Genomic DNA, 12505 nt, shown 5'->3' on the forward strand with positions numbered 1-12505 from the left:
AACCGTTTTTTAAGTGTTCTCCAGGATAGACAGAATATTCCCTGCCGGATCTTTAAACCAGGCAATTACCGGTCCATCTCCCCGAAATACCCCCTTTTCATCTGTTTTAAAATCTGCCTCCGCATAATGCTCAAATTTTACTCCTTTTTCTACTAAAGCATCTACAAGATCTTCCACATTCTGAACCGGAAAATTTAGAATAGTGAAGGTTGCAGGCACATGATTGTGCTTTGGATAGATCACGATCGGGCTGGATCCTGCAACATGAAGTTCCAGTATCCCCATTGGATCATCCTTTAATTCCAATCCCAATACGCCTCCATAAAAGGCACGGGCTCTTTCCAGATCATCTACTGAAAACGAGCTAAATGATTTTGAATTCCTTAACATGATATCTATTTTAAATTAAATCAATCTACGATCCAAACGGCATCTACAAAGTATTTATGTTCATCAAAAAACAGATGTTTACTTAGAAAACCTGTTGCACGGGCCATGGCTTCTATTTCCTTAAGGGAATATTTCTGCGAAATCTCCATATAAACAGGCTCGTATGCCCCAAAGCTGATCGCACTCTCCCCTGGAATATGAACTACCTGTTCTTTTTCACTGATCAGAAAACTCTTGCAAGCTCCGGATTCCGGATCGTAACAGGCATAATGCTCAAAAGATTTCAGGTCAAAATCAGCCCCCAATTCCCGGTTGATCCGGGAAAGTAAATTGAGATTAAAAGCCGCCGTGATCCCTTGAGCATCATTATAGGCCGCCAGAATTTGCTTTGGATCCTTCTTTAAGTCGAAACCAATGACCAGCATATCCCCTGTGGATAAATGTTCCTTTAAGCTGCGACAAAAAGCCATGGCTTCCTCCATGTGCATATTCCCAATATTTGCCCCCATAAAAAGAACGACCTTCCTGCGATTGGAAAGCGCAATCCCTTTATCCAACATTTTGAAATAATCACCATTCAGCCCTTTAATAGCTAATCCGGGCAGTTGCAGCGGTAAAACCTCCTCCAGATGACGGATTACATTCGCAGAAATATCGATTGGCAAATAACTGAATTCGAGTTCACGTTCCCTCAGCTCCTGCAACAGGTGAATAGATTTAGTAGCGTCACCAGCGCCTAATTCAATCAGGTCGAAGGGCGTGTTTTCAGCCGAAATCATGGCGGCAATGTCTCCACTTTGATTTAAAAATATCCCCATTTCTGCATCAGTCAGGTAATATTCATCCATTTTCATAATCTGCTGAAAAAGCAGATCACCCTGATGGTCGTAAAAGTACTTTGCCTGCAAAAACTTCGGACTTGCCTGTAGCCCTGTTAAAATATCTTTCCTGAATTGGGTCATCGTAATTACTTGTTCTTCTGATTTAATTGTGTCCATATAGCCTCTGTTATCTGGCAAGTCTTATACCTGTAAACTGCCACCTTAAGTGTGGATGAAAAAAATTCCTATAACTTTTCCTGCTATGTCCGGCAGGTGTAGCAACTGATGCGCCACGGAGTACTTTTTGATTGACCATAAACTTCCCGTTATACTCGCCTATTGCCCCCGGCGCTTTAAGGAAACCCGGATAAGGGAGATAAGCACTTTCGGTCCATTCCCAGCGCTGCCCCCATTTAAAAGTATCTGCAGCAACCTCCCATTCAAATTCCGTTGGCAGCCGCCTGTCGGCCCAGCTCGCAAAAGCGTAAGCTTCATAGTAACTGACATGTGTTAAAGGAGCCTCCGGATCTATGGGCTGAAAACCTTCCAGCGTATAATGCTGCCAAACGCCATCCAGTAAATGCCAGTACATCGGTGCAACGATCTGGTTGTTATTTATCCAGTCCCAGCCTTCTGAATGCCACCAGACAAAGTTCTGATAGCCACCGCTAGTGATAAAATCCAGGTATTCTCCATTGCTGACCAGATGAGAACTAATAGAAAATTGAGGTATATAAACCTGATGTCTGCCCAACTCATTGTCGAAGCAAAAATCTGCTCCGGTATAACCAATCTCATAAAGTCCTGCAGCTATAGTTTTCATTTCCTGGAATCCGGTTTTACCAGAAGGCTGCTCCATCAAAGAAGAATCCTGCTGTTGCGAAACAGATCTGTTTTCCGCTGCCTGATAAGCCGGAAACAGCGGATTATGTCCCAGAATATATTTAATATCGGTCAGCAGAAGTTCCTGATGTTGCTGTTCATGATTAAAACCCAGCAGCAACAATTCCGCTACCTGTGGATCTAGCGGCTTCTCCAGCAGCCGGAGCATTGCGGCATCCACATACGCCCGGTACTGATAAATTTCCTTCACCCCCGGTCTGCTCAGATTCCCCCTGTCCGTCCGGATCACTCTGGTTCCTACAGTTTCATAATAACTGTTAAAGACATAATTATAAGCGGCATTGTAAACCCCATAACCCGGCAAAAAAGCTTGCAGGATAAAGGTTTCAAAAAACCAGGTGGTATGTCCGAGATGCCACTTTGGGGGACTCACATCCACAATTGGTTGCACTACATAATCTTCCGTCTCTAAAGGTTCGCAAATCCGTTCAGAATGTTTTCTAATTTGCTGGTACTTTTCCGCTAGTATCATCAATTTGTATCTAAGTAATTTTTAAGTTCGGTAATGGTATTAACACCTAGTGCTTTCGATTGTTTTTCCCGCATCATCAGGGCATAAGAATTGTTAAACCCTATAGGAATAAGCCACTTAATTTTGTATTTCTGCTGAAAAGTTTTGTTCACATAGTCGTAAACTTTGTCTTTATCCTGCCCAATATTTTTCAGCAATTGCTGATCCGGATTCAATAAAACCAGCAAACCTGTACCCGTATATTCGGGATAAAAATCAATCTGGTCATTGACCAATGCGTCGAAGCAGATTTTTGTACCACCTAGACCGGACTTTGTAGTCACCCGATAATCGGTATTGCCTTCTATCAACATCCGGTATATCTCCGCAAGAATATATTGTTCCCCAAATATTTTTGAACCAATCCTAACCTCCTCAGCGCTTCCTTTCCGCGGATTTTTATACAATCCTGCGCCAATTAGAAAATCTTTGGCTACCCGTTCCGGACTCTGCTTTAAATAATCTGTCCGGTAATTTAAATCGATCATGGTCGAATCATTAATTTTTCCTGCCAACAGATTCAGTACCCCTTCCAGCTGTGGAAATTTCTCCAAAGCGTGCTGACTAACGATTGGAACCGCATCGTATGGTGGAAATATTCCTTTGTCATCTTTCAAGACCACCAAACCGAAGGCCTTTAACCTGCCATCAGTGGAGTAACCACTAATGACATCTAATTCCTTTTCATAAGCCGCTTTATACATGATGGCATCACTAATCACCCGCGTCGGAATTGCTAATCCATATACCGATTTTAAGCCCAGGTTACCGTCTTGCCTGCCCATAAATTCCGGTGTAAAACCAGCGGTTAATTTAGCACCCCCGCGATCCCCGGAGTTACCGATACCCACAATAGCCGGCCAAAATTGATAACCGACCAAAGCCAACACGATAAAAACCGCCACATAACTCAGTTTCTTAAGCTTTACAAAATCCAGTTTCTGAACCTTCGATAGCAAAAAATCTAAGCTGATTGCCAGCAAAGCTGCTGGAATCGCCCCTGCGAGAATCATATTACTGTTGTTCAGCGAAATCCCTCCGAAAATAAACTCCCCCAATCCGCCGGCAGCGATAAAAGAAGCCAGTGTGGCAACTCCTACATTAATCACCGCAGCCGTCCGGATGCCCGCAAGGATCACCGGCATGGCCAAAGGCAACTCCACCTTAAAAAGAACCTGTTTTTTATTCATACCCAAGGCATTTGCAGCTTCAATCACATCCCTGTTGACCCCGGTTATGCCCGTAAAAGTATTTCTGATAATGGGCAACAGCGCATAAACCAGCAACGCGACAATAGCCGGTTTGGGCCCAATTCCTAATAAGGGAATCATAAAACCAAGCAGGGCGATACTCGGAATCGTCTGTAGCACCCCAGCAAAGCCTAAAACTCCTGTTGCCCATTGGCGTTTCCGCGCAATGAACATCCCCAGAGGAAGACCGATTAAAATAGCCAGTAATAAGGCTGTAAAAGTGAGGCCAAGGTGTTGGAAAGTCTGATGAAGCAGCTTATCCCTTTGCTCCCATAAGAAATCCCACAAGGTTTGCTGACGATTATCCATGAATATGCTCCTGTTGGTAGCGCTGAAAAGCGCCGGTCAGCTCCTGAAAATTAACGGATTTTACCTGCCCCGGAAAGCCCTCTAAAGTAAAGCTCAGCTCCTCGTTAACCGTAAAATTAAAACAGTCCATGGCCAGCCAAACGCTCAGCTCTGCTGACTGTACATTTTCATTTTTCCCTTTGCCCGCCAGTAAACGATCATTTATCCTCATAGAATGCGGAGGTAGAAACTCCCATAAATCCTTTACACGCGCACATTTAAACTCCAACGCCAAACGTGCGCCATCTAAAAAGCGACGCGCAAAATCATTAACCGGTTTATATAATAAATCCTTTGCCGTCCCGATTTGAACAATTTCACCACGATTCATCAGACAAATCCGGTCGGCCAGCTCAAAAGCTTCCTGAACATCATGTGTAACCATCACAATCGTTTTTCTTTTTAACTCATCCAGCGCTTTAAATTCGGCATGAATCTTCGACCGCGTTACATTATCTAGTGCCCCAAAAGGCTCATCCATCAGTAAAATGGCAGGATCAGCGATCAATGCTCTTGCCAAACCCACTCTTTGCTGTTGTCCACCACTTAATTCATGCGGAAACAGGGATAAACAATCCGGAGATAAACGCAGTTTTTCCAGTAATTCAGTCGTACGTTGTAAGGTTTTTTCAACCGGCCATTTCAATAGCTTCGGAACGATGGCAATATTCCCGGCAACCGTATAATGAGGAAATAGGCCGATATTTTGCATGACATAGCCAATTTTTCGCCTCAACATTGCTGGTTTTTCATCAGTTGCGGACTGGCCATTGATCCTGATCCTCCCGGAATCGGGCTCGATCAAGCGGTTGATCATTTTGAGCGTAGTTGTTTTCCCACAACCACTCGTCCCCAGAATCACCATAGTTTCTCCTTCCTCCACGGTAAAAGAAACCTCCTTTACCGCTTCTGTATTTCCAAAACGCTTACTGACTCCTGATAATTCAATCATCTATACATTTTCAAGGTTTATAAAAGGTTGTTTTTTTATTTAAAGCGATCATCAGTTATTTACGAACAGGCTTCCTATAAAGTTTTTCTTTGCACTATTCATCTTTAATACCCATAAAAAGATTGTTTAGCGATTCAGAAAACGTGGGATGAGCGAACACACCATACCGGATTTTATCATAAGTAATTCCACCTAGCATAGCCATTTGAAGTACGGCCATGATTTCTCCACCTTCTGCGGCGAGTATGCAAGCCCCCAATATCTGTTTACTTTTACGGTCTACCACCGCCTTCATAAACCCTAAAGTCTGTGCGGTTTCTATGCCCCTTGCTACCTGTGTCATCGGGATCTTTGCGACCAGAAAATCGAGTCCCTTCGCTTTCGCTGCTGTTTCAGAAAGTCCTACCCGCCCCAGCTGAGGATCAGTAAACAGGCAATAAGGCGTCTGCCGATCTGCCGTACTAAAATTTCCTTTCTCCATCAGATTCCGATAAACAATCGTAAAATCATGATAAGAAATGTGCGTAAAAGCCGGACCGCCATTTACATCTCCAAGCGCATAAATGCCCTTTACATCCGTTTCCAACTTATCGTTTACCAGGATATACCCCTTTTGATCTGTTTTTATACCCGGAATATCCAAATTTAAGGAAGACGTATTTGGTGTTCTGCCAATGGCGATTAAAAGATGGCTGGCCTTTATAACTGATGTACCGTTGGCTGATTTTAGCTGGATTTTAAGCGCTTTAGCCGGGCCTTCAATTTCTTGTATAGTCGTGTTAGTGCGTATCAACAAACCCTCGTCCCTGAGTATTTCGGTTAGTTCAGCAGAAACATCTTCATCCTCCCGCCCTATAATCCTGGCAGATTTTTCAATGATAGTCACTTTGCTACCCAACCTATGGAACAGCTGTGCAAATTCCAGACCGATATAATTTCCGCCAAGAACTACCAGATGTTCAGGTATTTCCGTTAAATCTAAAATGGTTGTGGAAGTCAGGTAATTACTGGCAGTTAAGCCCGGCAATTCTGGTAAAGTCGGTTTAGCACCGGTATTGATGAAGATCCAGTCTGCGGAAAGCAATAGCTTTTCGCCGCCGGCCAGGCTTACCGTTAATTCTTTTGCTCCGGAAAAAGTAGCGCTGCCATGAATCAAGTCCAGCCCTTTTGTCGATTCCAGTCCTTTTTGTGCCCCTTGCTGAAAAGAATCAACAATCTCATCCTTTCGTTTTTTTATGGCTTTAAAATCTACCCTAACCGTTCCGGTTTCTACGCCAAGTTTACCGGCCATTCGGGCCTGATAAGCTGCATGACCAGAGGCAATCATCGTTTTTGTGGGTGTACATCCATCGTTGATACAGGTTCCACCAACTATTCTTTCTTCGATAATCGCGGTCTTTTTCCCTGCTTCCGCCAGCTTTTTTGCTAATGGAATCCCCGCTTGTCCAGCTCCGATAATAATCGCATCATAATGTTTCATATCTTGTTCCTTTAACCGATTCGTAAATACAATAGCTAAGACAGACGCTGAGTCTAATATAACTACTTATCCGCACAAATGTTTGGGAATCGAAAAAGGAACAACCTTAAACAAGGTTCCTACTGACAAGCTATAAAAATGCCGGTTGTCGAAGGATTCCTCAGGACTCCATGGAGCATCAAAAAAGGATTTGGCCTAACCAACCTTCTAAAACCCTTCCACAGTTCCTGAGCAATCCTTCGACAACCGGCAGCAATGTACTATTCGTATAGCAGCGCTCTGGTCGCTGCAAACAAGTCCTAATCTTCGGTTGTATTCTTCAATTTCATCAATAAAGAATAAGCACCTTTCACTACAATATCTTTTCCTTTTAAATCAGAATTTACTGCGGTAAAACCTTGTTCAGTGGCCCCTTTTTTCACTGCAATCATTATGAAAGCATCCTGACCATGGCGCACAAAAACATAATCTTTGTTCTCATAATTCACAAAAGCATCCTCCGGTAAAGCATCCACTTTATCATTATTGAGCTGCACTACTGCATTCATATACATGCCTGGAATCAGCTTCTGATCATATTGATCGAAATCACAATGCACCGTGGTACTTCTTTCCTCATTTAAGGCATGACTCACCAATACCACTTTCGTCAGGTGTTGCTTATCCGGTTTCGCATTGTTGTAAGCCATCACCTGCTGACCGATTTTAATCTTAGTCAAATCCTTCTCAAAAACCGTCAGGTTCAGGTGGATATTATCCGGATTCACCAGCTCAAAAATAACATCAGAAGGCAGTACATATTTTCCGATGTTCACATTCACCTTACTCACATAACCGTTAATTGGCGAATAAACCCCGATCGTTCTACTGATATTATCTTCCGTAAGTTTCGTTGGATTCAATCCAATCAAACGCAGCTTTTCAGCTAAAGCTTTACTTTCGATACTGAAATTTCTATACTCATTTTCTGCCTGTTGCAAGACTTTATCACTACCCGCTTTAGCCGTATGCAACTCCCTTTGTCTGTTGTATTCTTTAAGCGCAAAGCCGAGTTTATTCTTCGTGCTCAGGTAATCCTGTTGCAACTGAATGTACTGCGGATCCTCGATAGTTGCTAAGACCTGACCTTTCCTCACCCTCGTACCCGGCAGCATTTGTGTCGATTTCAGGTAACCTCCTAAAGGCACACTCACCGATACCAGGTTTTGCGGTGGAACTTCAATCTGTCCGTTCAATTTCAATACCGTACTGATCTCTCGGGGCTGCACTTTCTGAACCTGTAAATCCACTTGTTTCAGCTGCTCCGGACTCAGCTGTACAATGCTCTCATCCGTACTAACAGGCACTTTAGACTCTTCCTTCGCAGTACTGCTGCATCCATAAATCAGTACCGGGATAATTAATGCTGATAAATATTTAAAAACTATAGATTTCATGTTATTTTGATAAAAGGTAATTCAATTGAATGATACTGTTGTTCAGGCTAATAATGGCATTTAAATAATCCATGCGAAGTGCTAAAGCCTGTTGATTCAGCACCGTCCATTCCAGGTAATTGATCTCCCCTTTTTGCAACTGTTTATTCAGTGTTTGGGTAATCTCTCTGGCGTTTTTTAAAGCATGACGCTCAAAATCCTGTACGATTTCTTTGTTCTTTTTCAGCTGCTGGAGGCCGTCTTCCATTTCCGCCTGTAACTGTTTCCGCGCATAGCCGGTTTCATTTCTAGCCAGATCCTGCTGTGTTCTCGCCGATTTGATCCTTGCCTTTTGCGCTCCGGAAAATATCGGAATCCCGACACCCAGCTGTACAGAAGAAAATCTGGAACCCAGATCATAACGAATACCATCCTGTAAAGACATATTCTGATAACCCAGACTAAGCTCCGGAAGTAGCTTAGATTTTTCCACCCCAGTGGATGCTTTGGCCAGCTGCTCCTCCTGTACATGAAGCTTTAAAAAAGGATGACTTTCCAACTGAGCCGGATCAATCCCATCAAACTCCAGTTTAAAAGCCGCTGCCTTTGGCAAACGTGCTTCCGTACTATTGATCATTAACATAAATTGCTGCTGCAGGAAACTAAACTCCTTTTGCAACTCTTTCTTTTGTCGCCCGATTTGTGTCAATTGATTTTCCGCACTAGCCTTTTCCAGCATATTCGTTTCACCAGCTTTGAACCTTAATGTTGCAATCCTCAGGAACTCGCGAAAAGTACTGTCCATACCAACTAGTAAAGCCTCCTTTTCCGCGATCACCAACATTTCATAAAACATCGAGCTGGTCATCTTTTTAACCTCCGACTGTTTTAACTCCACATCCAGCATTTTCAGTTTCCATTCTTCGGTCAAGCGCTGCTTTTGTCTGCTATAAACCGTTGGTAAACTGAAGCTTTGACTAATCCCAACTGAATTATCAATTAAAGCACTATTGAACTTCCCATATTGCGCAGACAAGTTCGCTTTTGGAATATCAGCCCCTGTTTTGATCAGCTGTTGCGCTTGTTCCGCGCGCAATTTCTGTCCTTTCAGCAACATATTTCCTGTAGCAGCACTATCTAAAGCCTCCTGAAAACCAATTGGCCTTTGGGCAACAACCGTATTAAAAGGACTAAATGCAAGAACCAGCAAAATCAGCGTAGCCACCGTTTTACCAGCCTTACCTATTGGTTTCAAACCTTTCTCCACAGCGATGTATAAGATCGGCAACACGAAAAGCGTCAGCAAGGTGGCAATCATCAAACCACCGATCACGACCGTAGCCAACGGCCTTTGTACCGCAGCACCGGCGCCATTACTCAAGGCCATAGGCAGGAAGCCTAATGAAGCCACAAAAGCAGTCATCAGCACTGGCCTTAGCCTGGTAATCGTACCCTGCATCACTACATTTCTCATATCTGTTTCTCCTGTTTTTTTAATGCGGTTAAACTCGGCAACCAATACAATCCCGTTCAAGACTGCGATCCCGAATAAAGCGATAAAGCCTACTCCGGCACTGATGCTGAAAGTCATCCCACGAATCGCCAGCAGGAAAATTCCGCCAATGGCCGATAATGGAATGGCTGTATAAATCAGCAAACCGTATTTTATAGAGTCAAACGCAAAATATAACAACAGGAAAATAAGGATCAGGGATACCGGAACGGCTACCGACAAGCGCGATTTAGCCTCATTCAGGTTTTCAAATGATCCGCCATAAGCCACCGTATAACCCACTGGCAATTTGATCTCTTTATCCACCTTCTCCTGAAGCTCATTCACAATGCTTTCTACATCACGACCGTTCACGTTAAAGCCAACCAATACCCTTCTTTGCGTGTTTTCGCGCTGTATCTGACTCGGACTATCTACCAATTCTACCGTAGCCACCTGACTCAAAGGAATCTGATTGCCCGCAGGTGTCGGAATCAACAATTGCTGCACATCCTTCAGGTCTTTTCTATTGTTATTATCCAACCTGACCACCAATTCAAAGCGTTTTTCACCTTCAAAAACCAATCCGGTACTTTGCCCAGCAAATGCGGCATTGATGTTTCTGTTTACTTCTGAAATATTCAATCCATATTGCGCAATCGCAGGTCTGTTGTATTTAATCACAATCTGCGGTGTCCCCGAGATCTGCTCCACATAATGCTCCGTTGTACCTTCAACCGTCCGCACAATATTGCCTAGTTTCTTCGCGTAAACACTCAATGTATCCAGATTTTCGCCATAAATTTTACAGACCACATCCTGCCTTGCCCCCGTCATCAGCTCATTAAAACGCATCTGAACAGGGAATTGAAAACTCGTCGTCACCCCGGGAACCTCCGAAGCGGCTTTGCTCATTTTCTCCGACAACTCCTCAAAAGAACTGGCAGAAGTCCATTCGCTTTTCTTTTTCAGGTTGATGATCATATCCCCCATATCCATTGGCAGTGGCTCTGTAGGCACTTCACTACTACCAATTTTGGTCACTATATTTTTCACCTCCGGAAATCTGGACTTCAAAATCGCAGACACCTTTTGTACATTTTCTATCGTCGTATTCAAGCTAGAGCCCGAAAGCACCCTTGTTTCTACCGCATAATCTCCCTCTTCAATTGAAGGAATAAACTCGCCACCGAGCCTTGTCAATAGAAACACAGCAAAGACAAACATCGTCACCACCAGACCCAGAATAAGCTTAGGAATCCCCAATGCCTTGTTTAATATCTTGCTGTAAGCCGATTCTATTTTAGCCATCAGGCGATCCGAGAAGTTCTTTTTATCAGAAATCGTCTTGCTCAGAAACACCGTGCTCATCATCGGAATATAGGTTAGCGATAAGATAAAGGCCCCTAACAATGCAAAAGCTACCGTTTGTGCCATTGGCTTAAACATCTTTCCTTCAATCCCCTGTAAACTGAAAATCGGCAGGTACACGATCAGGATAATGATTTGTCCGAACACCGCACTATTCATCATTTTAGAAGAAGCACTTTTCACTTCCTTATCCATTTCCTGCTGCGATAATGTCCGCAGACCGGCAAATTTCTTGCTATGCGTTAACTGGTGCATCACAGCTTCTACGATAATCACGGCACCATCTACAATCAGTCCGAAGTCTAATGCGCCAAGGCTCATCAGGTTTCCACTAACGCCAAATAAGTTCATCATGATGATGGCAAAAAGCATAGAAAGCGGGATCACAGAGGCCACCAATAGCCCTGCGCGCACGTTTCCTAAAAACAAGACCAGTACAAAGATCACAATCAGTGCCCCTTCCATCAGGTTCGTTTTCACGGTATCAATCGCATTGCTCACCATATCGGTACGATCCAGGAAAGGCTCCACAACCACCCCTTCCGGCAGGCTTTTCTGAATTTCAGCAATCTTCGTTTTGATACTTTCGATCACTACATTACTATTGGCCCCTTTTAACATCATCACAATACCACCGGAAACTTCCCCTTCATCATTGTAAATTAAGGCGCCATAGCGGGTTGCCGAGCCGATTTTCACTTCCGCAACATCACGGATCAATAAAGGCACGTTGTTATTCTTGTTCTTGATGACTACATTTTCGATGTCATCTTTATTTTCAATCAGCCCTTCGGATCTGATATAACTTACAGAACTCTGTTTTTCTATATAGGAACCGCCGGTATTCTGGTTGTTACTTTCCAGGGCATTAAACACATCGGCAATGGTAATTCCATGCGCCTGGAGCTTGTTGGGATTGATGGCCACCTCATATTGCTTGAGTTTACCGCCAAAACTGCTCACCTCGGCCACGCCTTTTACCCCTAATAATTGTCGCCTGACCACCCAGTCCTGGAGGGTCCGCAACTCGGTAATATCGTATTTGCTTTCATACCCTTTTTTCGGTTTCAGCACATACTGGTAGATTTCTCCGAGGCCGGTAGAAATAGGCCCCATTTCTGGTTTCCCGATGCCATCCGGAATACTGGCCTGCACGGTCAGCAATCGCTCCGAAACCTGCTGTCTGGCCCAGTAAACATCTACATCATCATTAAAAACAAGGGTAACCAGGGAAAGGCCGAACCTACTATAGCTCCGGATTTCTTTGATCCCTGCAATATTACTACTCGCCTGTTCTACAGGGAAGGTCACCAGTCTTTCGATATCTGTTGCGCCATAAGAAGGCGCAGAGGTGATAATTTGCACCTGATTATTCGTGATATCAGGTACCGCATCTACGGGAAGCTTTGTCAATTCAAAAGCACCGTAAATGATCAGCGCAATTGTAAATAGCGCCACTATGAGTTTATTCTTTACAGAAAACCCAATGATTTTATTCAACATAAAAAAGGAATTTTGATTTACTCTTTATACCATAAAAGCTAAACCAGGGAGCTATTCCGCTGGATTAGT

At 43.6% G+C, this 12505-nt stretch carries 8 protein-coding genes; all 8 read right to left on the reverse strand.

The features are described from left to right. Positions 1 to 9 precede the first annotated feature (9 nt). Positions 10 to 390, reverse strand: a complete 381-nt coding sequence (locus tag R2Q66_RS10805; protein WP_316748724.1) for a VOC family protein — start codon at positions 388 to 390, stop codon at positions 10 to 12. A 20-nt stretch (positions 391 to 410) separates the two neighbouring features. Then, positions 411 to 1388, reverse strand: a complete 978-nt coding sequence (locus R2Q66_RS10810) for an L-histidine N(alpha)-methyltransferase (protein ID WP_316748727.1) — start codon at positions 1386 to 1388, stop codon at positions 411 to 413. A gap of 10 nt (positions 1389 to 1398) precedes the next feature. Next, positions 1399 to 2586, reverse strand: coding sequence for an ergothioneine biosynthesis protein EgtB (gene egtB / locus R2Q66_RS10815; protein WP_316748729.1), 1188 nt, complete (start codon positions 2584 to 2586; stop codon positions 1399 to 1401). Next, positions 2586 to 4184: an ABC transporter permease/substrate-binding protein gene (locus tag R2Q66_RS10820; RefSeq protein ID WP_316748731.1), complete on the reverse strand. Its 1599-nt coding sequence runs from the start codon at positions 4182 to 4184 to the stop codon at positions 2586 to 2588. Before R2Q66_RS10820 ends, egtB begins: the two co-directional genes overlap by 1 nt. Then, a complete protein-coding gene (locus tag R2Q66_RS10825; RefSeq protein ID WP_316748733.1) occupies positions 4177 to 5175 on the reverse strand; it encodes an ABC transporter ATP-binding protein in 999 nt (332 codons plus the stop codon). Before R2Q66_RS10825 ends, R2Q66_RS10820 begins: the two co-directional genes overlap by 8 nt. Before the next feature lie 94 nt (positions 5176 to 5269). Beyond that, positions 5270 to 6655, reverse strand: coding sequence for a mercuric reductase (locus tag R2Q66_RS10830; RefSeq protein ID WP_316748735.1), 1386 nt, complete (start codon positions 6653 to 6655; stop codon positions 5270 to 5272). Between the two features lie 299 nt (positions 6656 to 6954). Next, positions 6955 to 8091, reverse strand: a complete 1137-nt coding sequence (locus R2Q66_RS10835; protein WP_316748736.1) for an efflux RND transporter periplasmic adaptor subunit — start codon at positions 8089 to 8091, stop codon at positions 6955 to 6957. Position 8092: 1 nt separating this feature from the next. Continuing rightward, complete coding sequence (locus R2Q66_RS10840; protein ID WP_316748738.1) at positions 8093 to 12436, reverse strand: CusA/CzcA family heavy metal efflux RND transporter; 4344 nt, start codon at positions 12434 to 12436, stop codon at positions 8093 to 8095. Positions 12437 to 12505 lie beyond the last annotated feature (69 nt).

Origin of the sequence: Pedobacter gandavensis, from assembly GCF_032677645.1 — a bacterium.
Lineage (GTDB): Bacteria > Bacteroidota > Bacteroidia > Sphingobacteriales > Sphingobacteriaceae > Pedobacter > Pedobacter gandavensis_A.

What these genes read in the sequence shown, in the direction of transcription:
- R2Q66_RS10805 (WP_316748724.1), bottom strand. Translation starts at nt 390, where the DNA reads ATGTTAAGGAATTCAAAATCATTTAGCTCGTTTTCAGTAGATGATCTG.
- R2Q66_RS10810 (WP_316748727.1), bottom strand. Translation starts at nt 1,388, where the DNA reads ATGGACACAATTAAATCAGAAGAACAAGTAATTACGATGACCCAATTC.
- egtB (WP_316748729.1), bottom strand. Translation starts at nt 2,586, where the DNA reads ATGATACTAGCGGAAAAGTACCAGCAAATTAGAAAACATTCTGAACGG.
- R2Q66_RS10820 (WP_316748731.1), bottom strand. Translation starts at nt 4,184, where the DNA reads ATGGATAATCGTCAGCAAACCTTGTGGGATTTCTTATGGGAGCAAAGG.
- R2Q66_RS10825 (WP_316748733.1), bottom strand. Translation starts at nt 5,175, where the DNA reads ATGATTGAATTATCAGGAGTCAGTAAGCGTTTTGGAAATACAGAAGCG.
- R2Q66_RS10830 (WP_316748735.1), bottom strand. Translation starts at nt 6,655, where the DNA reads ATGAAACATTATGATGCGATTATTATCGGAGCTGGACAAGCGGGGATT.
- R2Q66_RS10835 (WP_316748736.1), bottom strand. Translation starts at nt 8,091, where the DNA reads ATGAAATCTATAGTTTTTAAATATTTATCAGCATTAATTATCCCGGTA.
- R2Q66_RS10840 (WP_316748738.1), bottom strand. Translation starts at nt 12,436, where the DNA reads ATGTTGAATAAAATCATTGGGTTTTCTGTAAAGAATAAACTCATAGTG.